At 72.4% G+C, this 23,652-nt stretch carries 19 protein-coding genes; 11 read left to right on the top strand and 8 right to left on the bottom strand.

Annotated features, from left to right (window positions below; translation table 11 throughout):
- Positions 1–109 precede the first annotated feature (109 nt).
- Positions 110–1,123: a LysR family transcriptional regulator gene (locus AC13HU_RS05780; protein WP_483040643.1), complete on the bottom strand. Its 1,014-nt coding sequence runs from the start codon at positions 1,121–1,123 to the stop codon at positions 110–112.
- Positions 1,124–1,333: 210 nt separating this feature from the next.
- Between AC13HU_RS05780 and AC13HU_RS05785 the strand changes: the two genes are divergently transcribed.
- From AC13HU_RS05785 to AC13HU_RS05825, 9 genes are all read left to right on the top strand, one after another.
- On the top strand, positions 1,334–2,062 hold the full coding sequence (locus AC13HU_RS05785; protein WP_483040644.1) for a hypothetical protein: 729 nt from the start codon (positions 1,334–1,336) through the stop codon (positions 2,060–2,062).
- A gap of 333 nt (positions 2,063–2,395) precedes the next feature.
- Positions 2,396–3,655 (top strand): alpha/beta fold hydrolase, encoded by a 1,260-nt coding sequence (locus AC13HU_RS05790; protein WP_483040660.1) that lies wholly within the window; start codon positions 2,396–2,398, stop codon positions 3,653–3,655.
- Positions 3,648–4,967 (top strand): aminopeptidase P family protein, encoded by a 1,320-nt coding sequence (locus AC13HU_RS05795; RefSeq protein WP_483040645.1) that lies wholly within the window; start codon positions 3,648–3,650, stop codon positions 4,965–4,967. The genes AC13HU_RS05790 and AC13HU_RS05795 overlap by 8 nt, the downstream gene beginning before the upstream one ends.
- A gap of 259 nt (positions 4,968–5,226) precedes the next feature.
- Positions 5,227–6,132 carry a dihydrodipicolinate synthase family protein gene (locus tag AC13HU_RS05800; RefSeq protein WP_483040646.1) on the top strand — a complete coding sequence of 302 codons (906 nt, stop codon included), beginning with the start codon at positions 5,227–5,229 and terminating at the stop codon, positions 6,130–6,132.
- A complete protein-coding gene (locus tag AC13HU_RS05805) occupies positions 6,129–7,130 on the top strand; it encodes a proline racemase family protein (RefSeq protein WP_483040647.1) in 1,002 nt (333 codons plus the stop codon). Before AC13HU_RS05800 ends, AC13HU_RS05805 begins: the two co-directional genes overlap by 4 nt.
- Positions 7,118–7,807 (top strand): GntR family transcriptional regulator, encoded by a 690-nt coding sequence (locus tag AC13HU_RS05810; protein WP_483040661.1) that lies wholly within the window; start codon positions 7,118–7,120, stop codon positions 7,805–7,807. Before AC13HU_RS05805 ends, AC13HU_RS05810 begins: the two co-directional genes overlap by 13 nt.
- Complete coding sequence (locus AC13HU_RS05815) at positions 7,804–9,018, top strand: NAD(P)/FAD-dependent oxidoreductase (RefSeq protein WP_483040648.1); 1,215 nt, start codon at positions 7,804–7,806, stop codon at positions 9,016–9,018. Before AC13HU_RS05810 ends, AC13HU_RS05815 begins: the two co-directional genes overlap by 4 nt.
- Positions 9,015–9,359, top strand: coding sequence for a (2Fe-2S)-binding protein (locus tag AC13HU_RS05820; protein WP_483040649.1), 345 nt, complete (start codon positions 9,015–9,017; stop codon positions 9,357–9,359). The genes AC13HU_RS05815 and AC13HU_RS05820 overlap by 4 nt, the downstream gene beginning before the upstream one ends.
- Positions 9,343–10,890, top strand: coding sequence for an FAD/NAD(P)-dependent oxidoreductase (locus tag AC13HU_RS05825; protein ID WP_483040650.1), 1,548 nt, complete (start codon positions 9,343–9,345; stop codon positions 10,888–10,890). The genes AC13HU_RS05820 and AC13HU_RS05825 overlap by 17 nt, the downstream gene beginning before the upstream one ends.
- Before the next feature lie 324 nt (positions 10,891–11,214).
- Here AC13HU_RS05825 and AC13HU_RS05830 read toward each other — a convergent pair whose 3' ends face one another.
- A complete protein-coding gene (locus AC13HU_RS05830; protein WP_483040651.1) occupies positions 11,215–12,078 on the bottom strand; it encodes a LysR family transcriptional regulator in 864 nt (287 codons plus the stop codon).
- A gap of 94 nt (positions 12,079–12,172) precedes the next feature.
- Between AC13HU_RS05830 and AC13HU_RS05835 the strand changes: the two genes are divergently transcribed.
- On the top strand, positions 12,173–12,910 hold the full coding sequence (locus tag AC13HU_RS05835) for an SDR family oxidoreductase (protein ID WP_483040652.1): 738 nt from the start codon (positions 12,173–12,175) through the stop codon (positions 12,908–12,910).
- A 146-nt stretch (positions 12,911–13,056) separates the two neighbouring features.
- On the opposite strand, the gene AC13HU_RS05840 is transcribed toward AC13HU_RS05835, so the two are convergent.
- The 6 genes from AC13HU_RS05840 to AC13HU_RS05865 all read right to left on the bottom strand — a co-directional run bounded on the left by AC13HU_RS05840 (position 13,057) and on the right by AC13HU_RS05865 (position 21,812).
- Positions 13,057–16,005 (bottom strand): polysaccharide lyase family 8 super-sandwich domain-containing protein, encoded by a 2,949-nt coding sequence (locus AC13HU_RS05840; protein WP_483040653.1) that lies wholly within the window; start codon positions 16,003–16,005, stop codon positions 13,057–13,059.
- A gap of 342 nt (positions 16,006–16,347) precedes the next feature.
- Positions 16,348–17,367, bottom strand: coding sequence for a Gfo/Idh/MocA family protein (locus AC13HU_RS05845; RefSeq protein WP_483040654.1), 1,020 nt, complete (start codon positions 17,365–17,367; stop codon positions 16,348–16,350).
- Entirely contained in the window at positions 17,364–18,470 is a 1,107-nt protein-coding gene (locus AC13HU_RS05850) for a LacI family DNA-binding transcriptional regulator (RefSeq protein ID WP_483040655.1), read from the bottom strand. The genes AC13HU_RS05845 and AC13HU_RS05850 overlap by 4 nt, the downstream gene beginning before the upstream one ends.
- A 29-nt stretch (positions 18,471–18,499) precedes the next feature.
- The gene (locus AC13HU_RS05855) at positions 18,500–19,381 is read right to left on the bottom strand and encodes a carbohydrate ABC transporter permease (protein WP_483040656.1); all 882 of its coding nucleotides are present in this window, start codon (positions 19,379–19,381) and stop codon (positions 18,500–18,502) included.
- 77 nt (positions 19,382–19,458) lie between these two features.
- On the bottom strand, positions 19,459–20,463 hold the full coding sequence (locus tag AC13HU_RS05860) for a carbohydrate ABC transporter permease (RefSeq protein WP_483040657.1): 1,005 nt from the start codon (positions 20,461–20,463) through the stop codon (positions 19,459–19,461).
- Positions 20,460–21,812 carry an ABC transporter substrate-binding protein gene (locus AC13HU_RS05865; RefSeq protein WP_483040658.1) on the bottom strand — a complete coding sequence of 451 codons (1,353 nt, stop codon included), beginning with the start codon at positions 21,810–21,812 and terminating at the stop codon, positions 20,460–20,462. The genes AC13HU_RS05860 and AC13HU_RS05865 overlap by 4 nt, the downstream gene beginning before the upstream one ends.
- 368 nt (positions 21,813–22,180) lie before the next feature.
- Between AC13HU_RS05865 and AC13HU_RS05870 the strand changes: the two genes are divergently transcribed.
- Positions 22,181–23,605: a sulfatase family protein gene (locus tag AC13HU_RS05870; protein ID WP_483040659.1), complete on the top strand. Its 1,425-nt coding sequence runs from the start codon at positions 22,181–22,183 to the stop codon at positions 23,603–23,605.
- The last annotated feature ends 47 nt before the right edge of the window (positions 23,606–23,652 follow it).

Here is a 23,652-nt window from a genome sequence, read left to right on the forward strand (position 1 = left end):
GCCACCGGCACCGCCGACCATGGCCCCGGCCCCGGCCGCTCCGAAGCAGCACCACCCACTCCGGGGCCCAGCCGGCCGACCGGCCGATCACAGGGGCCGACTCCACTCTTCAGTCGACGGACCTCTGGTGATCGGGCGTACGGCGGGGGGCCGTTGGAAGCGGGTCGGCCGGGTCACGCAGGGGACGGATGATGATGTCGCCGCTGCCGCGGTCGGCCATGGTGATGGCCTCGGCGTGGTCGCGGGCCGCCTGCTGGAGCGCGTCGACCGCCGCTTTGGCCGCGGTGGCGCCGTCGCCGTGGCCGGTGCGGTAGAGCGTCCGCGTGATCTGGCTGCCGGTGACGGGCAGTTCGGTCACCGTGACCTGGTCGAGCCGCGCGGCGAGGTACGCGGGCAGCACCGCCGCTCCGACCTGCCCCGCCAGCATCGCCGTGACGGCTATCACGTGATCGGCAAGATGTTCGACCGAGGGCGTGACCTGGTGGGCGTCGGCGAAGCGGGCGAAGGCGCGGCCGCGCGCGGAGTGGGCCGGGGCGCTGATCCAGGGGCGGCCGGAGAGTTCGGCGGCGGTCGGCGTGCCCCATGCGGACGGGACGACCACGCGGTACTCGTCCTCGCTCAGCACCTGCGCGCGTACCGCGGGTGGCAGCGGCAGCGCCGTGTCACGGTCGTCCACGACGACCAGGACGTCCAACTCGCCGAGCCGCAGCTGCCGCAGGCCCTCCGGCGGGGAGGTCTCGGTGAACCTCGGCTCGACATGCGGGAACCACCGTTCCAGTAGCCGCAGCGCCGGCACCGCGATCCGGGCGAGCACTCCGGACGGCGCGCCGATCACCACTGGGCCCCGCACGAGATGGCGGTTCGCCGTACCCAACTGCTGGGCGGCAGAGGTGAGTTCCCTGGCGATGCGCTCGCCGGCGGCGGCCAGCAGCCGTCCGGACGCGGTGAGTTCCAGCTGCGTGCCCGACCGGTCCACCAGGGCGAGGCCGACCTCCCTTTCCAGGCTGGCCAGTTGCTGCGAGACCGCCGACCGGGTGTGGCCGAGGGCCCGCGCCGCGGGGGCGAGCCCGCCATGGTGCGCGATCGCGTGCAGGACCAGCAGGCGCCTGGGATCGAGGTCCATCAGCGTTGCCTCCTCGGCTCGGCCGACATCGTGCCACGCGCGCGCAGGGGGGCACCAGCTCCGCTGCCGGGGGGTGGGAAGCGGCGCTGTACGAAAAGGCTGCCAGGCGGGCGTACCGCTGCCAGACTTGCCGGCAACCCCAGGGCTTCGGCCGGCGACCGCCCCGGTTCCGCCCGCCTGAATACGGGTCCTGCTCCGAGGAGGCCACCCATGGTACGTACCGTCCCGCCGCGCACACGGACAGCGACCGCTGTCGTACTGGCCCTGGCCTGCGCGCCGTTGTCGGCTTGCGGCCCCGCCCACCACGCGGCCGCCGCCCCCGCCGGCTCGACGGCCCAGCACAGTGCCGCCACGCACCGCCCGACGGGCGCCGGCGGCACGGGCGGTACCGGTGGCAGCGCGAGCGGCGGCGACACCTCGTACGTGCTCACCGCCCCGCGAACCGCGGCCGGCTACCCGCAAGGGCAACCGTCGGCGAGCCTCATACAGCGGGTGAACGGCGACCTCCAGCAGTCCGCCAAGCGACTCGACGTGTCCGGCACGCCCGTGCACGCCTACTACGACGACCGCCCCGACGGCGCGTGGATCTTCTACAGCGGCGTCAACGGCACCGGTTTCGACCCCGACCACCTGCACGACGCCCTCGACCGGCCCCCGGCCGTCAAGAACGACGGCGCCGGCGACCGGATCACCACCAGCGCCCTGGACGCCGAACCCGGACCGCACGGCGGCCGCGCGATCTGCAACACCTACATGATCGAGAACACGATGCTCGCCACCGCGGCCACCTCGTGCTCCTGGTTCACCCCGACCACGGTCGCCGCGGTCACGCTCGTCATCAAGGGCGACGGCACCAACACCAAGATCGGCTTCACCGCCGCTGACGTCGCCCCCATCATGCGCGCCATCCGCGCAGCCGTGGAAAAGCCCCGGTCCTGACCGCCCCGGCCGCGCTCCACGGCACCGGCCCCGACCCCGACCCGGCACCCGCGGCGTCGATGGCACCGTCGCCGGCCGCCGGCCGGTTTCAGTAGCCGAAGTTGAAGCCGCACCCGCAGCCGCAGGCACTCCTGCCCCGCGCCCGACTCGATCACCGCCGCCAGCCCATTGCCGTTCCACGAGCACAGGCTCTATGGTTCAGTGCAATGCCACATACTACTTGTGGGCAGCTGACGTCTTCACAGATCAGAGCGGGTGCGATCGGGCCACCGGGAGCGCCGAAGGAGGGCTGCCACCATCGTGAGCGGCACCATCACCTACACCATCCCCGGCATGCGGGTCCACGAGCGGCACGTCGAGGTGCCGTTGGACTGGTCCGATCCCGGGCGCGGCACGATCGGGCTGTTCGTCCGGGACATCGCCGATCCGGTACGGGCCGGCGAGGACCTGCCCTGCCTCGTCTATCTGCAAGGCGGCCCCGGCGGGAAGGGCCCGCGCCCGCTCGACCGCAACGGCTGGCTCGGTGTGGCGCTGAAGACCCACCGCGTGGTGCTGGTCGACCAGCGCGGCACCGGCCGCAGCAGCCGGATCGACGGCCGGCGGATGAGCGCGTTCGCGACCGCCCGCGAGGGCGCGGACTTCCTCGCCTGCTTCCGGGCCGACGCCATCGTGGCCGACCACGAGCACCTGCGCCGGACCGTCTACGGCGGCCGGCGCTGGTCCACGCTCGGCCAGTCGTACGGCGGTTTCCTCACCATGACGTACCTGTCGCAGGCCCCCGAGGGCTTGAGCGCCTGCTACGTCACGGGCGGGCTGCCCGGACTCGACCCGTCGGCGGCCGAGGTCTACCGGCGCACCTACCCGCGGGTGGCGGCCAAGAACGCGATCCTCCACCGGCGTTACCCGCACCTGGCCGAGCAGGTCGCCCGGATCGCCGACCGGCTGTCCGAGCGCGAGGTGCGCCTGCCCGACGGCGACGTGCTGACCGTCCGGCGGCTGCAGTCGCTGGGCGTCGACCTCGGGATGAAGCCCGGCCACGAGCGCCTGCACTGGCTGCTCGACGAGGCTTTCAGCGGCGACGAGTTGTCGGCGACCTTCCTGCACCAGGTGCTGGCCAGGACCTCGTACAGCGACAACCCGCTGTTCGCGGCCATGCAGGAGAGCATCTACGGGCACGGCGCCGGCCCGACCGGTTGGGCGGCGCAGGCCGAGCGGTCCCGGCACCCGCAGTTCGCCGAGGACGCCAGGCCGCTGCTGTTCACCGGTGAGATGATCTATCCCTGGATGTTCGAGGAGATCACCGAACTGCGCCCGTTCCGCGGGGCGGTGGAGCTGCTGGCCGAGCGGGAGAGCTGGCCGCCGCTGTACGACCCGGACCGGCTGGCCGGCAACGAGGTCCCGGTCGCCGCCGCCGTCTACCTCGACGACATGTACGCGGACGCCGGACTGCAACTGGACACCGCGGGCCGGGTCGGCGGCACCCAGATCTGGGTCACCAACGAGTACGAACACGACGGCATCGGCGACGAGCGGGTGTTCACCCGGCTCGGCGACATGGTGCGCGACACAGGAGGAGGAATCACCGGTGAGTGACCACAGGCCCCCCAAGCTGACCGAAGTCCCGGCGTTCACCGCGTACATGGGTACGCAGTGGGACACCCCGGACCGCACGCCCTCGGTCGTCCCCGGCGCCGCCGAGGCCGCGGCCGCCCACCGGGCCGCGCTCGCCGAGGCGCTGCCCGGCCGCACCGTCGTGGTCGCCGCGGGCGAGGCGCCGATCCGCAGCAACGACGCCACGTACGACTTCCGCCCGGACAGCGACTTCTACTGGCTGACCGGCTGCGCGATCGAGAACGCCGTCGTGGTGGTGCGCTCCGGTGACGCCGTCCTGTACGTGCCGCCGCCGGCCTACCCGGGCGATCCGGCCTTCTTCTCCAGCGCCCGCTACGGCGAGCTGTGGGTCGGGGCCGCGCCGGGACCCGAGGACTGGGCGCGGGTGCTCGGCATCGAGGTGCGGCCGCTGTCGCAGTTGAGCGACGAGGTGTCGGCCGACCAGGAGGTCGCCCGGACGCTGGCCGCCTTGCGGATGTACAAGGACGAGTGGGAGATAGGGCAGTTGCGGCGGGCGGTGGACCGCACCGTCGAGGGGTTCGCCGAGGTCGTCCGGGAGATCCCGGCCGCGATCGCCGGCCGCGGCGAGCGCTGGCTGCAGGGCACCTTCGACCGGTACGCCCGCGCCTACGGCAACGGCCCCGGCTACGCGTCGATCGTCGGCAGCGGCAAGCACGCGCCCACCCTGCACTGGGTGCGCTGCGACGGCCCGGTCCTCCCCGAGGAACTGCTGCTGCTCGACATGGGGGTGGAGGTCGACAGCCACTACACCGCCGACGTCACCCGGACGTTCCCGGCCTCGGGACGGTTCTCCACCGCTCAGCGCCAGGTGCACGACCTGGTGGAGAAGTCGCACCGGGCCGGGCTCGCGGCAGTGGGTCCCGGCCACCGCTTCAGCGACTTCCACCACGCGGCCATGGAGGTGATCGCGCGCGGGCTCGACGACTGGGGCCTGCTGCCGGTCTCCGTGGACGAGGCGCTGTCCGACGCCGGCCAGCACCACCGCCGTTACCTGATCTGCGGTATCGGCCATCATCTGGGCCTCGACGTGCACGACTGCGCCCAGGCCACCCCCGAGGCATACCAGCAGGCGATCATGGGTGAGGGGATGGTGCTCACCGTCGAGCCGGGATTGTACTTCCACGCCCACGACCTGACCGTGCCGCCGGAGCTGCGCGGGATCGGTGTGCGCATCGAGGACGACCTGCTGGTCACTGCCGAGGGGTCGGAGGTGCTGTCCCGCGCGCTGCCGCTGGACGCCGACGGCCTGGAGAAGTGGATGGCCGACCAGTAACGACCTGGGGAGCAGCCGACCCCGGAAAGCAGCCGTGTCCATGCGATGTGACATCGCATGGACCAGTGCCCCTCCCGGCAAGGTTTGCCCCGCTCGCCGCCCTGGCACGCGCGCCCGCCGCGTTGGCCGAAAGCCCGAGTAGACCCACTACGAGGGCTTCCGGCCGCCTTGCGGCCACTCCCACCAGGACACCTCGCTACCGGGCAAACCTTGCCGGTCGCGGCACTAGCTTCCCCACAGCCCCCAGAGGAGCCTCAGCATGACCATTCCCGCGAAGCCCTGGCACGGAGTTCACGTCGCCACGGCCCTGCCGTTCCACGCCGACCTGTCGGTCGACTACGACGCCTTTGCCGAGCACGTGCGCTTTCTGGCCGCCGGCGGCTGCGACGGTGTGACGCCCAACGGTTCGCTGGGCGAGTACCAGACCCTGACCCCCGAGGAGCGGGCCCGCGTCGTGGAGACCGCGGTCGAGGCCGCGCCCGACGGATTCGGGGTCATGCCGGGTGTGGCGGCGTACGGCGCGCTGGAGGCACGCCGCTGGGCCGAGCAGGCCGCCGCCGCCGGAGCCACCTCCCTGCTGCTGTTGCCGCCCAACGCCTACCGCGCGGAGCGCGCGGCGGTGGTGGAGCACTACCGCGAGGTCGCCAAGGTCGGTCTGCCGGTCGTGGCGTACAACAACCCGATCGACACCAAGGTCGACCTGTCCCCCGAACTGCTCGCGGAGCTCTTCCAGGAGGGCGCGATCGTCGGGGTCAAGGAGTTCACCGGTGACGTCCGCCGGGCTTATCAGATCGCCGAGTTGGCGCCCGGCCTGGACATCCTCGTCGGCGCCGACGACGTGTTGCTCGAGCTGGGCATGGCCGGCGCGGTCGGCTGGATCGCCGGCTACCCCAATCTGATCCCGAAGGACACGGTCGAGCTCTACCGGCTGGCCACGTCGGGGGACCCCGCCGACCTCGCCCGGGCACTGCCGATCTACCGCGACCTGCATCCCCTGCTGCGCTGGGATTCCAAGATCGAGTTCGTGCAGTCGATCAAGCTGTCGATGGACATCGCCGGTCTCAAGGGCGGCGCCTGCCGGCCGCCGCGCCTGCCGCTGGCGCCCGAGCTGATCGCCCGGATCACCGCCGACACCGAGGCGGTCCTCGCCAAGGGCTACAAGTGAGGTCCCGCCGCACCTTCCACGCCGTGGACTCGCACACCGAGGGCATGCCCACGCGCGTCATCGTCGGTGGCGTCGGGACCATCCCCGGCGCCACCATGGCCGAACGCCGGCGCTGGTTCATGGACAACAGCGACGACATCCGCACGCTGCTGATGTACGAGCCGCGCGGGCACGGCGCCATGAGCGGCGCGATCCTCCAGCCGCCGACCCGCCCCGACGCGGACTACGGCGTGCTGTTCATCGAGGTCTCCGGTCTGCTGCCGATGTGCGGCCACGGCACGATCGGCGTGGCCACCGTCCTGGTCGAGACCGGGATGGTGGCCGTCACCGAGCCGGTGACCACCATCCGGCTGGACACCCCCGCCGGACTCGTCGTCGCCTCGGTGGCGGTCGAGGACGGCGCCGCCACCTCCGTCACCATCGAGAACGTCCCGTCGTACGCCCACGCGCTGGACGCCGCCGTGGAGGTGCCCGGCTACGGTGAGGTGCGCTACGACCTCGCGTTCGGCGGCAACTTCTACGCGATCGTGGAACTCGCCGATCTCGGGCTGCCGTTCGACCGGGCCCGGGCGGGCGACCTGCTGGCCGCCGGACTGGCGATCATGACTGCCGTCAACGACACGGATCTGCCGGTCCACCCGGAGCGCGAGGACATCGCCGGGTGCCACCACGTCTATCTCAAGGCCCCCGGCTCGACCGCCGAGTTGTCGCGGCACGCGATGGCCATCCACCCGGGTTGGTTCGACCGCTCGCCGTGCGGCACCGGCACCAGCGCGCGGATGGCGCAACTGCACGCCCGCGGCGAACTCGCCGTCGGGCAGGAGTTCGTGAACGAGTCCTTCATCGGCACCCGTTTCACCGGGCGCCTGCTCGACGAGACCACCGTCGGGCCGTACGCCGCAGTGCTGCCCGCCATCACCGGACGCGCCTGGGTCACCGGGACCTCGCAGTTCCACCTGGACCCGAGCGACCCCTTCCCCGCAGGATTCCTGCTGTGAACGTACCTTCCACCCCGAACCTGCAGAGCCTGGGCCAGCGGGAGACGCTGCGCGAACGTGTCCGGGACGCGCTGCGGGCCGCGATCATCTCCGGCGAACTGGAGCCGGGCATGGTCTACTCCGCGCCCACCCTCGGCGCGCGCTTCGGCGTGTCGTCCACTCCCGTCCGGGAGGCGATGCTCGACCTGGTCAAGGAAGGTCTGGTGGTCGCCCAGCCCAACAAGGGCTTCCGGATCACCGAGGTGTCCGAGCAGGACCTCGACAACCTGGCCGCGGTGCGCCTGCTGATCGAGCCGCCGACGGTACGCGCCTGCGTCCCGGTGATCCCCGAGGAGGACTTCCCCGCGCTGCGGGAACTGGCGCAGGCCATCGTGGACGCGGTCGAACGCGACGACCTGGTCGGCTACGTCAGGGCGGACCACGTCTTCCATCTGACCCTGCTCGGCTACAGCGGCAACCGGCACCTGGTGGACGTGGTGTCCGACCTGCGCACCCAGACCAGGTTGCTGGGCCTTGTCCCGCTGCTGCAAAGCGGCCGGCTGAGCCACTCGGCAGTCGAGCACCACGAGTTGATGGACCTCGTCGAGGCCCGCGACACGGCGGGCGCCGAGGAACTGATGTGCCGTCACATCGGCCACGTCCGGGGGCTGTGGGCCAGCGGCTCGGAGGAGTCGTGAGCGCCGTCCCCCCGGGAGCCGTCCACCGGACGGTGAACTCCGGGAGCCCGGACCTCGTGATCATCGGGGCGGGGGTCGTAGGGGCGGCGGCCGCGTACTTCGCGACGCTCGCCGGGCTGCGCGTGGTCGTCGTCGAGCGCGGTGCCGTCGCGAGCGGCACCTCCAGCGCGGGCGAGGGCAACCTGCTGGTCTCCGACAAGGAGGCGGGTCCCGAACTCGACCTGGCGCTGTACTCGCAGCAGATCTGGCGGGAGGATCTGGCCGAGCACGCCGGCCGTTGGGAGTTCGAGGCCAAGGGCGGTCTCGTCGTGGCCGCGACCGAGCAGGGCCTCGCCTCGCTGCGGGAGCGGGGCGCCCACCAGCGTGCCAGCGGTGTCGAGGTCCAGGACGTCGACCACGCGCACCTGCACGACTACGAGCCGCACGTGTCCGACGGCCTCGCCGGGGCCGCGTTCTACCCCCAGGACGCCCAGGTGCAGCCCATGTTGGTGGTGGCGCACCTGCTGCGGCTGGCCCGGGACCTGGGCGCCCGGGTGCGTACCGGCACCGAGGTGACCGGGTTCCTCCGCGGTGGCGGTCTGATCACCGGAGTACGCACCACCGCGGGCGACATCCCCGCGGGCGCCGTCCTCAACGCGGCGGGCACCTGGGCGGGGGAAGTCGCGGCGCTGGCGGGCGTGTCCGTGCCGGTCCGCCCCAGGCGCGGTTTCGTGCTCGTCACCGAGCCGCTGCCGCCGCGGACGATCCGGCACAAGGTGTACGCGGCGGAGTACGTCGGCGACGTGGCCAGTTCCGATGCCGCCCTGCAGACCTCGCCGGTGGTGGAGGGCACCGACAGCGGCACCATTCTCATCGGCGCGTCGCGCGAGCGGGTCGGGTTCGACCACACGGTGTCCCTGCCCGCGATCGGTGCGCTCGCGGCCAAGGCCACCGCGCTGTTCCCCATGTTGCGCCAGGTCCGGCTGATGCGGACCTACCACGGCTTCCGCCCGTACTGCCCCGACCACCTGCCGGTCATCGGCGCCGACCCGCGGGCCCCCGGCCTGTGGCACGCCTGCGGGCACGAAGGCGCCGGCATCGGCCTGGCGGCCGGCACCGGCAAGCTGATCGCCCAGGGCCTGGCGGGCACGCGGCCGGACCTCGACCTGGCCCGGTTCGCCCCCGACCGCTTCCCGGAGCGGCCCCAGGACGCCGAGGGAGTTTCCCCGTGACCTACCGGATGACCTTCCGTGGCACCTCTGTTCCGGCCGAGCCGGGCCAGAGCGTCGCCGCCGCCCTTGTCGCCGCCGGAATCCTCGACTGGCGCACCACCCGCAAAGGAGGCCGTCCGCGCGGGCTGTTCTGCGGTATCGGCGTCTGCTTCGACTGCCTGATCACCATCGACGGTGCCCGCGCCGAACGCGCCTGCCTGATCCCGGCCGCCGACGGCATGCGGCTGGGCGACGCCCTGGAATCCGGCGACGACGACGGCGCCGGCGAACGCGACGGCCTCGACGGCCTCGACGGCGCCGGGCAACTCCCCGAGGAGGGCGGAAATGCCGCACACACATGACGTGACCGTGGTCGGTGCCGGCCCCGCCGGTCTCGCCGCCGCCGTCCAGTCGGCGGAAGCGGGGCTGGACGTCGCCCTCGTCGACGCGGCGGGCCAGCCCGGCGGCCAGTACTGGCGGCACTTCGACGAACGGTGGGCCCGCCCGGAGGACCGCGACGGGCACCACGACTGGCCGGTCTTCACCGACCTGCGCGATCGCCTGTACGCCCTGCGCACCGACGGGCGCGTGCGCTACCTGCCCGGCCGCCAGGTGTGGCTCGCCACCCGTGACGACGGCGGCGGATTCACCCTGCATCTCTCCCCCACCGTGCCTGGTTCGGGGGCGGCCACGGTGTCGGGTTCGGCGACGGCCGCCGGGAGCGAGTCCGCCGTCGCCCGCGCGTTGATCCTGTGCCCTGGCGGCTACGACCGCCAACTGCCGGTACCCGGCTGGGATCTGCCCGGGGTCATGGCCGCCGGCGGGGTCCAGGCGCTGCTCAAGGGACATCGCACCCTCGCCGGCAGGCGCGCCGTCGTGGCCGGCACCGGGCCGTTCCTGCTGCCGGTGGCGACCGGCCTCGCGCGCGCCGGCGCGCAGGTCGCGGCCGTCGTCGAGGCCAATGCCACGCTCGGCTGGCTGCGCGACCCGCTCGGCGCGGTGTCCGCGCCGGGCAAGGGAGTCGAGGCCGCGCAGTATGCCGCGACCCTGGCCCGCCGCCGTATCCCCTACCGGACCCGGACGGTCGTCCGGGCGGTCCTCGGCGACGACAGGGTCCGGGCGGTCCGTATCGCGAAGCTGGACCGCCACGGCCTGCCGGTCGGCCCCGAACGGGAAGTCGCCGCCGATCTGGTGGCCTTCGGCTGGGGCTTCACGCCCTCGCTCGAACTGCCGCTCATGCTCGGCGCGTCGACCCGCCAGGACATCGACGGCTCGCTGGTCGTCGAGGTCGACGACCAGCAGCGCAGCAGTGTGGCGAACGTGTACGTGGCCGGAGAGGCAACCGGCGTGGGCGGGGCCGCGCTGTCGGTCAGCGAGGGCCGGCTGAGCGCGCTCGCGCTGGCCGCCTCGCTCGGCCGCCTGCGGGACCACCCGCCAACTGGCAACACCCGTACGGCCGGTGCGGCCGCGATTCGGCGGGTGCAGGCCCGAATCCGGCGGGGCCGGCGGTTCGCCGACGCCATGCACCGCACCTACCCGGTCCCGGCCGCCTGGCCGTGGTGGCTGGAGGACTCGACCGTGGTGTGCCGCTGCGAGGAGGTCACCTACGGCGAGTTGCGGCACGCCCACGGCGACCTCGGCGCGACGGACGCGCGCACCCTGAAGATGCTGGCCAGGCCGGGCATGGGCTGGTGCCAGGGCCGCGTCTGCGGCTTCGCGACCGCGGGCATCGCGGCCTGCCTCGACGGCCGGCCCACCACCGCGGCCGACCTGCGCCCGCTCGCCGGCCGCGCCCCGGCCGTCCCGGTACCGCTCGGCGAACTCGCCGCCGCTTCCGAGGACTTGGCCGCGACGCAGGACGACCGGACACCCCCGCACCACAACGGAACCTGACAACGGCCTCGGCGGCGGTGTCGCGCACGGTCCGGCCGCCGAGGGCGCCCGGATCGTGGTGTCGGACGTGGCACGGTCCCGCAAGGACGTCGCTCTGGCGCGCGGGTACGGAGGGGTGGAGCCCGACGAGGCGCTCTCCGCGTCGGCCGGCATCTTCACCGTCGGCCGTCTCCTCGACCAGGCACGTGCCGCCGACGTCACCCCGCTGCGGGCCGCCCGGCGGATCGTCGGGGACCGGCTCCCCTCCCCCGTTCCGCGGGTTCGGGGCGTCCGACGGGCGGGGCCGGCCGGGCGAACCCGCCGGCGTCCTGGCTCCGGGACCGATCACAGCCGCGTGGCCGTGCGGACCAGTCCGGCGAGGGCGAGGGAGCGGCTGTGCGCGGGCCACGCGATGTGGGTGACGACGGGAGGCGCGTCGGACAGCGGGACGGCGGCGTGCTCGGCCCACAGCCAGGCGCGGGCGGAGTCGGGGAAGACGGCCATCGTCCGCCCGAGGGCGATCAGTTGGGCCAGTTGCGTCTGATCGTGGATCTCGGGGCCGGGTCCGGGCGGGTAGCTGCCGTGGCGGGGCCAGCGGGCGAGCGGGAGGTCGGGGACGACGGCCACGTCGGCGAGGGTCAGGGTCGTGCGTGCGGCCAGGGGGTGTCTGGCCGGCAGGATGGCGATCTGCCCCTCGGTGAGAACTTCCTCGCTGTCGAACCCGGCGAGGGAGTTGAACGGCGTGTGCATGAGCGCCACGTCGGCGCGGCCGTCGCGCAGCAGCTCCGCCTGCTCGCACAGCCCGCAGGGCAGCACCTCGATCTCGGCGGCGTCGGGCTCGGCCGCGTAGGCATCGAGCAGTTTCTGCAGCAGTTCGTGGGACCCGGCGGCCTTCAGCGCCAGCACCAGGCGGGTGCGCGGGCCGCCAGGACGGTCGGCGCCGCCGGCGCGACGGGTGCGGCGGGTGGCGGCGCTGATCGCGTCGAGGGCGGCGCGGCTCTCGGCGAGCAGCACCTCGCCGGCGCCGGTCAGGCGGACGCCGCGGCGGTTGCGTTGCAGCAGGGTGACGCCGATGCGCCGTTCGAGCTGCTGGATCGCCCGGGACAGCGGCGGCTGGGCCATGCCGAGCCGCTCGGCGGCGCGGCCGAAGTGCAGTTCCTCCGCGACGGCCGTGAAGTACCTCAACTCGCGGGTCTCCAAGGTGTCCATGGCCACACAGTACCTCGGGTGATACCTGTCGGGTATGACAGGGCACCGTATCGGTGTTGGCCGTGCGGCCCGTCCGCGAGCGAGCATCGGTGCCATGAGCGAAACGAGGATCGCGCTGGTGACCGGCGCGAACAAGGGAATCGGGTACGAGATCGCGGCCGGGCTCGGCGCCCTCGGGTACCGCGTGGGCGTGGGGGCGCGCGACACGGCCCGGCGCGAGGACGCCGTCGCGAAGCTGCGCACCGCGGGGGTGGACGCGTTCGGGGTGCCGCTGGACGTGACCGGCGACCGGAGCGTCGGCGACGCCGTGCGGCTGGTCGAATGGCAGGCCGGGCACCTGGACGTCCTGGTCAACAACGCCGGTATCTCAGGAGAGACCGGGCCGGATTGGGTGCAGGACCCGACCACGCTCGACCTCGACACGGTCCGCGCGGTCGTGGAGACCAATGTCATCGGTGTCATCCGCGTGACCAACGCGATGCTGCCGCTGCTGCGGCGCTCGACGTCACCGCGCATCGTCAACGTCTCCAGCAGCGTCGGCTCCCTGACCTTGCAGGCGGACCCGGACATCGACGTCGGCCCGATCATGGCCGCCTACGCGCCGTCGAAGTCGTACCTCAACGCCGTTACCGTGCAGTACGCCCGGCACTTCGCCGGCACCGGCATCCTGATCAACGCCGTCTCCCCCGGCCTGGTCGCGACCGACTTCACCGGCTTCGCAGGACCTCGCACCCCCGAGCAGGGCGCGGCCACGCCGATCCGGCTCGCCACCCTGCCCGACGGCGGACCGACCGGTTCCTTCTTCGAGGACGACGGCGTCATCCCCTGGTGACTCGAGGAGTTCAAGCACCGGTGATCCCGGCCGCCGGCCCGCACGCCGTCGCACCCGCCGCGCCCCGGGGTTCGGGGCGTGGCGGGCGCGAACGGTCGCGGGCTGCCTTCCCTGGGGAATCCCCCGGCAGGACAGGCGTCGGCCGATCAGTGCCGCCGTCGCGTGCTTCGGTGGGAGGGGCGGTGCGCGTGGGGTTCGGCGCCGGCCAGGGCGAGCAGCAGGACGGGCGGGTTCGCCGCGCTCTCACGGGAGTTGAGAATCACGGCAAGGCCCGCCTCCTCCTCGGCCAGGGCCAGTGACACCCGGCCGCCCAGGGCAGGCCGCACCTGGGCGGCCACCGCGAAACGGAGCGGGCTCCCGGTCGTCGTGGCGACGGCGGAGGACAGGACTGGGCCCAGGGCAGGCTTCGTGTCCCAGGTCAGGTCGGACTCCGTCCAGGTCGTGTCGGAGACGCCGTGGGCGCAGACCGTCGTGGTGTCGCCGCCGCTGTCCGAGACACGGCCGTAGGCCGCGAGGGTGGCGGAGCTGATCGGGCCGAAGACCGGCGAGGTGTCGAAGGTCAGGTACGACTGCCGCGTGAAGCCGCTGCCGCTCGCGTTCTTGACGACGAGCGTGCCGTCGCTCCCGTAGCCGGTCGTCGCGTAGGAGCCGTCCCGGACGTAGCCGTCCGCCACGGCGGGCAGGACCGCCGAGGTGACGGTGAAGGTGGCCTCCCGGGTGGCGCCGGCCGCGCCGGAGAGGTCGACGACGAGGGTCAGGGTCGGTGTCGACCCGGCGACGGTGATCGCGTCGTCGGCGCTCACCGGGGTTCCGCCCAGGGCGAGTTGGATCGTGACCGTGGATGCCCTACGGGACGGGTCGGCGACTCCGACGAGCAGTCGACCGCCTGTCTGGCGGGTGAGGACGGAACAGGGCGCGGAGACCGTGATGCCACCGGCGGAGCCCGCGGCGAAGAAGTTCGCCGCGATCACGCCGCTCGCGCTGTCCCGGACCGCCTGCACGGAGGCGGTGTTGGACAGCACGGTGGCGGTGGGTGCCGCGGCGCGACTCGCCGTCGCTGCCGCGCCGAGGCCGGGCAGCAGGACGTAGGCGTACGAGGCCGACGCCGGCGCGGTGCCGTGGGGCAGGCACAAGGAGACGTACTGGCGGGTCAGCGCGTCGGTCGTGCCGGACACCGTGTTGATGTCGCTCCAGGCGCCGACGCGGGATGTGCGGGCCGCCTGCACGGTGGCACCGCCCGGGAACAGGTAGCCGCCGACGTCCGCGAGATGGGCCCAGGACGTCATAGCGGGCGTGCTCGCCCAGCCGGCGGTGTTCGGCTGGGCGACGCCGTCCATCGTGAGGACGTTGTCGCCGCTCTCGTGCAGGGTGCGGTTCTCCACCGTGGTGACCACCTCGGCGCCGCTTCCGCCGCTGATGCCGGCACCGAGGCAGACGACGGAGTCGTCCAGGAAGAACCAGGATTTCCTGGCGGTCAGGGTGGAGCCGTACTGCTGGAAGTCCATCCCCGCACAGCCGTACGCGCCCGCCAGGCTCGCTCCACCGGCCCAGGTGGAGGTGGGCCGGGTCCCGGTGCCGGCCGCGTCGGCGAGGGTGACGGTGTCGACGGTGGTGCCGGGCAGCCGGTTCGGGTCGACGGTCGGCCAGTAGGCGTCGGTGTAGTGGCTCGGGTCGGCGGCCAGGTAGAGGTAGCCCATGCCGTCGCCGGTGTGCCAGCCGTGCAGGTTCTCGCCGTTCATCGACTCGTACCGGGCCACCCGGGCCGAGGACATCGCGAGGACGTGCGCCCAGCCGTCGCCGCGGTGCACGGCCCGGTCCATGGCGGGGAACTGGACGTGCCCGGGGAGTTCTCCGGCGGGGGCGATGGAGGCGTCGTCGAGGACCGGTTGGGCCAGCGCTATGGCCGGGACGGTCGCGGTGTCGGCGAACGGCGCGTACGCCTCGCCTCGGGTGATCCAGCCCTTCGCCAGGCTCTTGAAGTGGCCGGACTGCTCGGCGGTCGGGGCGGACGCGGCGGCTCGCAGGACGGACTGGATGACGAGATTGCCATCGGCGAAGTCCGTTTCGGCCGGGCGGCTGACGGCTCTGCCGCGGACGGCGTCCATGCACAGCCCGTTCCATATCCACGGTCGGAAGGCGCTGTCGACCGAGGTGTACACGTTGGCGGCCGAGGGGTCGGTGATCGCCCAGCCGGAACCGGTGAGGAGCTGGAAGAGGGCGGCGAGGTCACGCAGCAGGACCATGCCGTAGGTGCCGGTGTAGGGGATGTAGGTGTGCTGGACGAACGAACCGTCGGCGTACAGGCCGTCCCCGGAGGTGACGTACGGGAACACGTCGGACAGCGCGGCGACCGCCGTGGTGAGGCGTTCGCTGCTGCCGCCGAGGATGCCGCGCACGGCGACGACCTGGCACAGGTCGACCCGGTTGGCGCCGGTGGAGGTCGACCGGGTGCTGCCGTACTTGTTGAACTTGGGGTCGGGGACGAAGTGGTCGACGGCGGCGAGGTGGTTCGCGAGCTGCGCCGGCGACAGCAGGGGGTACACCAGGATGGCCGCGCTGGTCAGGGCGGCGGGCACACCGATCTCCCACTCCCACCAGTTGCCGGACTCTTCGGTGTCGGCGTTGTATGCCTGCGTGTGGAGGAAGTCGAGACCGTCGACGATCGCCGCGCCGAGCGCGGGGTCGCCGTGCAGGGTGCGCCCGCTGCCGTCGGTGGCGGTGGTGCCGGGGGTGGCGTACGCGGTCGCCAAGGTCGCCAACTGCTTGTGACCGGCGGTGATGTTGGCCGGGACGGTGAGGGTCTGTCCCGGCCAGAGCGAGTTCGCGGAGGTGTCGGCGGACAGGGAGTTCCACAGGCCGGTGGCGGTGGTGGACAGGTCGGACAGGGCGGTGGCGTACGCGTCGTCGGTGGGGTCGATCGCGCCGCCGGTGAGGATCTCGGCCCACAGGGAGCGCAAGGCGGCGAACGCGTCATCGGCCGTGGCGGGCGCGGCACCGGGGCCGAGTTGGAGCGCGCCGGTCAGACCGCCGAGCGCGACCGCCGCCACGGTCAGGAAGCCGCGGCGGCTGACGGACGGGGCGAGGTTCTCGTGCACGGTGTTCCTCCGCTGTGTGAGGGGTTGCGAGGGACGTTGCGAGGGACGAGCGGAACGGCGGGGCGCCCGGGGGCGGTCCGGCGGCGTCGGCACGGGCAGCCGACAGCCGCCGGCCGCCGGGGCGTTCGGTTCGGCGGGCGGGTCGTGATCCCGGCCGCCTCGGCCGGTCGTGCGGCGGCGGGCCGGAGCGCCTCGGGCAATGCGCGGGCCCGCGGGAAGCACCGCTTCTCCCGCTCCGGACAGAGCCCGCTGCCGCGCGCGGCCGGCGCGCGGCTCGGGCGTCCGCGGCCGGCCGCGGGCGGGTCCCTGAACGCCCGCTTCCGGCACGGCACTTCGGGGCGCTCAGCCGACGGGGGCCTCGGCCGTGTCCACCACCGGGACGACCCGCCCGCCGGTGGAGCAGGAGGCGTAGACGCACTCGACGGTCTCGACGACCTGCCGCCCGTGGGCGGCGGGCACCGCGGGAGGCCGCTGGCCGCGTACCGCCGCGGCGAACGCGGCAAGTTGGTCGAAGAAGGCGGTGGGCACGTCGTCGGCGGAGTCCTCGGCCAGGAGCACCGGGCCGGTGCCGTCGTCGGGATGGAGCACCGCACCGGTGCCGCGGGCCACCCGGATCGTGCCGCGTTCGCCGATCACGGTCAGCTCGTCACGGGTGGGCAGCCGGGCGCTGGTGACCGTGATGTGCCCGACGATCCCGTCCGCCAGTTCGAGCCGGGCCAGTACGTCGGTCTCGACCGGCAGGTCCCCGCGGTGCATCGCCTTCGCCGCCACCGCCTCCGGGCGCCGGCCGGTCAGCCACAACAGCCGGTCCACGCAGTGGGTGCCGATGTTGATGAACACGCCGCCGCCGGAGATCGCCGGGTCGAAGAACCACGACGGCCGGCTGCCGGGGCGGTAGTCGGTGCTGCGCCAGTCGTGGACGGCCAGCACGGCCCCTACGGTGCCCGCGTCGAGGGCGGCCTTGGCCGCGACCATGGGGGGCAGGAAGTGCTGGATGTGCCCCACGAACAGCACGACGCCGGCGTCGGTGCAGGCGTTTTCCATCAGGGTGCAGTCACCGGAACGCGTGGCCATGGGCTTCTCGACCAGCACGTGCAGACCGGCTGCCGCGGCGCTGGTGACGATGTCGGTGTGCAGGGCGTGCGGGGTGTTGACGACGACGGCGTCCACCAGTCCGGAAGCGATGAGCTCACGATGGTCGGTGAAGACCGCGGCGTTCAGCGGCCCGGCGACGCGGCTCGCGGTCTCGGCGAGGATGTCGCAGACAGCGGTCACCCGCACGCCCGCGGTGACGGCGGCGGCGTCGGCGTGCAGCACGCCCACGGCGCCGGCGCCGATCAGGCCGAGCCTTATGTCGGTCACGTGGTGCTCTCCTCGGATGTCGTGGTCCCGCTGTCCTGCGCGGCTCCGCAGGACTGCCGGACGATGATGGTGGGGCGCAGCAGCACCCGGCTGCGGGGCAGGTCCGGGTCGTCGAGCCGGCGCAGCAGCATTGCCGCCGCGGCCTTGCCGAGCTGCCGTTTGGGGGGTGCGACCGCGGTCAGCGGGACGTCGGCCACGTCGGCGATCTCGTCGTCGTAGGCGACCAGGGCCAGGTCGCCGGGCACGGTGAGACCGGCGCGGCGGGTGGCGCCGAGCAGCAGTGCGGCCTGCCGGTCGCCGAAGCAGACGGCGGCGGTCACCTCGGCGTCGCGCAGCGCTGCGAGGCACCGGTCGGCCGCCGCCGGGCTCCACTCCTGGCGGGCGGCGCGGAACTCGACGGTGGCCAGTCCGCGTTCGCCGGCCGCCTGGTGGAAGCCCTCGGCCACCGGGCCGGAGGTGGGGCTGGGGTCGCGCAGGACGAGGCCGATCGCACGGTGCCCGAGACCGGCGAGATGGCGGACGGCGTCATAGGCGCCGGCTTCGTGATGGGTGCAGACGAATTCGTTGGTGCCCTCCAGGGCGGCGTCGCGCCGTTCGACCAGTACGGTCGGCACGGGCAGCGCCGCCAGCCGGGCAAGGTGCTCCCGGGCCGGCTCGGGGCCGCCCAGAGTGGGGACCAGGAGCAGGCCGTCGACTCCGGCCTCCAGCATGTCCCGCACGTCCTTGGCCTCGCGTTGCTGGTCGTAGCCCGAGCAGGCGAACAGCAGCCGGGCACCGGCGGCGGAGAGGGTCTCCTCGATGCCCCGCAGCACCTCCGGGTAGTAGAAGGCCGTGTCGGGGACGCTGACGCCGACCAGCGCCCGGCCGGGTCCGGGGGCGCTCGGCGGTACGACGAAGGTGCCCGAGCCCTGCCGCCGGACGACGAGTCCCTCGGCGACGAGTTCGTCGACGGCGCGGCGCACCGTGCTCACCGACGTGCCGCTGCTGGCTGCGAGTTCCTTCTCGGTGGGCAGCCGGCCGTCGGCCGGCCAGATGCCTTGGCGTACCTGCTGCCTCAGTTCGGCGGCGAGCTGACGGAACTTCAGGTCGTGGGCTCCGGTCATGATGATTCTCAATCCCCCTGCGGTTCGGCTCACTTGACGGAGCCGACGGTCATTCCTTCGATGATCCGACGGCCCAGCCATACGTAGCAGGCGAGCACGGGAAGAACCACAAGGGCCACACCGGCGAACAGCCCTCCCCAGTCGGCGCCGTTGTACTGCATCTGCTGGAGGAAGCCGAGCAGGGCCAGGGACAGGGTCTGGTGATCGGTGGTCTGGATGAAGACGAGGGAGAAGACCGTCTCTCCCCAGTGCTGGATGATGTTGAGGATCAGCACGGTGACGATCCCGCCCCGCGCCATCGGCAGCATGATCTGCCAGAAGGTGCGCAGCGGCGTGGCTCCGTCCAGCGCGGCCGCCTCCTCCAGTTCCACCGGGAGGGTGGTGAAGAAACCGGTGAGGAAGAACACGGCGAACGGCAGCGAGGTCGCCACGTACACGACGATCAGGCCGAACAGGCTGTTCACCAGCTGGAGTTGGTTCATGAACACGAACAGGGGCAGCATCACCATCTGGGCGGGGATGCCAAGTCCCAGGGCGAAGAACAGGGTGAGCCCGGAGTTGACGCGTGTGGTGATCCGGCTGAGGGCGTAGGCGGCGGGCGCGGCCAGCAGCACGGTGATGACGGCGGTGCCGCCCACGACCACCACCGTGTTGAGGGCGGCCTGGCCGAACTGCCCGCCGGTCCAGGCCCGCGCGTAGTTCCCCCAGCTCGGGGCGTGCGGGAACTTCCAGGGCGAGCTGAAGATCGCGTCGGAGGTCTTCAGGGACGACAGCAGCAGCCACAGCGCGACGAAGACGTTGAAGGCGGCGAACAGCCAGACCAGGGGGACGCCGAGGATCCGGCCGGCGGTGAGCCGGCGCAGCCGGCGGGCGATCGGGCCGGGCGAGCGGCCGGGACTGGCGACAGCCATCAGGGATGACCTCCGTGACAAGGGATGCGGAACGGTCGGGGGCAGGGGCATGTCCGGTACGTCCGGACCGGCGCTGCTCAGAACTGCACGGAGTCGCGGCGCATGAAGCGGCGGATCAGGACGACGAGCACGCCGACGAGGGCGAGCATCACCACGGCGCTCGCGGCGGCGGAGCCGTAGCGGGGCACGCCGCCGGACGCGAACGCCTCGCCGTAGGTGTACAGGGCGGTGTTCCACACGCCGGTGTCGGGCATCTGCCCGGCGGCACCGGCGAAGGCGTAGATGAACTCGAAGACCTTCACCGCGGAGATGGTCCACAGCACCGCGCACACGCCGACCACGTCCCACATCAGCGGAAGGGTGACGTGCCGGAACTTCTGCAGGGCGTTGGCGCCGGCGAGCTCGCAGTCCTCGTACAGCTCCGGCGGGATCTGGTCGACGGCGGCCATCAGGATGGTGGTGTAGAAGCCGGTGGAGGTCCACACCAGGCCGATCATGATGACCTTGAAGAGGTTCTCCTGGCCGAGCCAGTTGGGCGAGGGCAGGCCGGTGGCCTTCGTGACGGAGTCGACGGGTCCGCCCTGCTGGAAGAGGAAGCCCCACAGGATCGCGATGACGACGCTGGGCACGATGTTGGGGAAGAACAGGATGGACCGGGCCGCCTTCCGGCCCTTCATGTCGCGCAGCACCATGGTCAGCCCGAAGGAGACCAGGAAGGTCAGCCCGCCCGCGCCGAAGATGATCCAGAGGGTGTTGGTGAAGGAGTGCCGGAACGTCGGGTCCTGGTACAGCCTGCGGTAGTTGTCCAGGCCGGTGAAGCTCATGGGGCCGGCCCCGGCCCACTTGTTGAGGCTCAGCCAGAGGGTGAACAGCGACGGGCCGGCGAAGAAGACGACGTAGACCAGCGCGGCGGGCAGCACCATCGGCCAGAACAGCTTCTTGCGGCGGGCGGTGAGCGGGCTGTGCCGGATCCCCCCCTGCCCGGCGGTGGGTCGCCGCCGGGCCGATCGGCGCCGGTTCGACCGCCGCTGGGCAGCGGTGCTGCCGGCCGGGTCGGGGCGGAGCGTGTCGGTGGCCGTCACGAGGCCGTCTTCCAGTAGGAGGAGGAGTTGCCGGCCAGCTTGTCGGCGAAGGACTCCGCGCTGAGGTGACCGGTGATGAAGCTGGTGTTCAGCGGCAGGAACACCTTGGTGTACCACTCGGCGGCGGTCTCCTTCACGCCGTCCAGGGTCTTGGCGACCTTGCCCGTGGTGAGCGCCTTCTGCGCGTCGGCGAGCTCGGCGGGCGCGGCGATGTCCGCGCGCGGGGTGATGTTCTTGGCCTGGGTGGCGATGCCCTGGAGGTGTTCCTTGGCGAGGAAGTAGGCGATGAACTTCTGCGCGGCGGCGGCGTGCCTGGCCTTCTTCGGGATGGAGAAGCCGATGGTGGAGATGTCCTGGGAGGTGTCGCCGCCCTGGGTGAAGGCCGGGAAGGGGAACGACCGGTAGCGGAAGTCGGAGGAGGCGAACGTCGAGGTCTCGCTGGGCGCGAAGGTGCCCAGGAGCAGGAAGTCGGACTTGCCCTTGGCCCACTTCTGCTGGACGGCGGGCCACTTGGAGCCGTCGTACCCCTTGGTGAAGTCGCCGCCGGAGACGAGTGCCTCGACGTGCCGCAGCGCGTCGACGAAACCGTCCGCCTTCAGCAGCGCGCCGCTCTTGTCCATGGCGGCCTTGCCGAAGGCGCCGGGGCCCAGACCGCGCAGCACCGCGTAGTACGTCCAGTAGGCGGCGTAGTCGGGGACGTCGGCGTCGAGTGCGAGCGGACCGCCGCCGCGCGCGGCCTTGCGCGTGGCCAGCAGTTCGGTGAACTCCGCCCAGGTGGCGGGAGGTCGGGCGGCGACGTCCGGGAGGGCGTGGCCGTCGTACCAGATCTGGGTGGTGATCACCTCGTAGGGGATCTGCCACAGCGTGCCGGCGGTGGTGCTGAGGTCGTGGTATTTGGCGGGGACGACGCTGCCGACGGTGTTGCCGCTCTCCCCCGGGATCGGCAGCTTCAGGACCGGCGTGAGGTCGAGGGCCTGGCCGGTGGCCTGGAGTTGGGCGTACGCGAAGCGGTCGGCGGAGTCGACGAGGTCGGCGGGGACGTTCCCGGTGTTGAGCGTGGGTGCCAGTTGCTGGACGACCTGGCGGCCCTTCCACTGGACGCCGACCTTGATGCCGGTGTCCTTCGTGAACTGCGTGATCGCCGCCTGGAGCACCTTGGCCTGGGGTTCGTTCTGCTTCCACATCGACCAGTAGGTGAACGAGGACGCGCCGCCCCCGCTCGACGTCGAGTTGGACCCGCAGGCGGCGGTCAGCCCGGCCGCCGCGGCGAGAGCCGCGCCGAGAACGGAACGGCGGGCGAGCGGGCGGCCGGACCCTGCGGTGGCTGTGGACTGTCTGGCAGCGGACATACCTGCACTCCTCGAGAGGCGATGACCCCGGATCGGGGAAGGCGTGGCCATATGATTGCTTCAAGTCATTGACGGATCAAGCGCCCTTCGAGAGTATGAATTGCGAATGAATCGGCGGATCGTCCGAACTGTTACCGCGATGTTGCGGGCTGTGAGGTGAACCTCCGAATAATTCATTGGCAGTTCATACCCTCGGAGCGATTGACTCGTCCCGACGTCGACGCCGACGATGTGAGGCATCCGCGAGCCCGGGTCCACCCATCCCGCACCCGTCTCGCGCGACGGCTCGGCGCTGTTCGCCGGACAGGCCCGCGGCGCCGGACTCAGCCGTTCGCCGACACACACGACGCATCAGGCTCAGGAGAACCATGGCAAGCCACGATCCGGACCGTCCCAACGTTCTGCTGATCCTCTCCGACGACCAGGGCCCCTGGGCCATGGGCTGCGCCGGCAACCACGAGATCCACACCCCCCACCTGGACGCCCTGGCGGCGCGCGGCGTTCTCCTCAACCGCTTCTTCTGCACCTCGCCCGTCTGCTCACCGGCCCGCGCCTCCCTGTTCACCGGCCAGTTGCCCTCCCAGCACGGCGTCCACGACTGGCTCTCCTACCATCACGCGGGCCGCACCGGCGTCGACTTCCTGGCCGGCCGGACCCTGTTCACCGACCTGCTCGCCGACGCCGGCTACCGGCTCGGCCTCAGCGGCAAGTGGCACCTGGGCGCCAACGACAAGCCCCGCCCCGGCTTCGTCCACTGGTACGCCCACGAAAGCGGCGGCGGGCCGTACCGCGGGGCGCCGATGTACCGCGACGGGGTCCGCACCGAGGAGCCCGACTACCTCACCGACGCGCTCGCCGCGGACGCCGAACGTTTCCTCGTCGCCGAGTCGGAGCGTCCCGAGCCCTTCCATCTCTCGCTGCACTTCACCGCGCCGCACAAGCCCTGGAAGGGCGAACACCCCAGTCAGTACACCGAGTTGTACGAGGACTGCGCCTTCGAGACCTGCCCCCAGGGCCCGCCGCACCCCTGGCAGCCACTCGACGAGGACGGCGCCCCGGTCGGCGGCGAGAGCGACACCCGGCAGGCGCTCATCGGCTACTTCGCGGCGACCACCGCGATGGACGCCGCCATCGGCCGCGTGCTGGACCGGCTCGACACGCTCGGCCTCACCGGATCGACACTGGTGGTCTTCACCAGCGACAACGGTTTCAACGCCGGCCATCACGGCATCTGGGGCAAGGGCAACGGCACCTTCCCGCAGAACATGTACGACAGTTCGGTGCTGGTGCCGTTCATCGCGGCCCAGCCGGGCCGTATCCCCGGCGGACGCGTCTGCGACGCCCTGCTGTCGCAGTACGACGTCCTGCCCACCCTGGTCGACCATCTCGGCCTGGACCACACCACCGACCCCAAACTGCCCGGCCGTTCCTTCGCCCGCCTGCTCGGCGACGCCGACCACGCCTCCGGCCACGACCGCGTGGTGGTCTACGACGAGTACGGGCCCGTCCGCATGATCCGCACCACGGACTGGAAGTACGTACACCGCTACCCGCACGGCCCGCACGAGCTCTACGACCTCGCCGCGGACCCCGGTGAGGAACACAACCTCGCCGACGCCCCGGACCACGCGCAGACCCGCGCCGACCTGGCCGCCCGGCTGGACGAATGGTTCGCCCTCTACGTCGACCCGGCCCTGGACGGCGCCCGCCTGCCCGTGTCCGGCAGCGGCCAGCGCACACCGGTGGCCCCGGGATCACTCGCGACGGCCTTCGAACCGCCGCCGGGTGCGTGAGACCTGGGGAGTATGCGCGGGCCGGTGCGGTGGCCCAGCAAGCGGCC

Source organism: Streptomyces sp. NH27 (assembly GCF_056859195.1).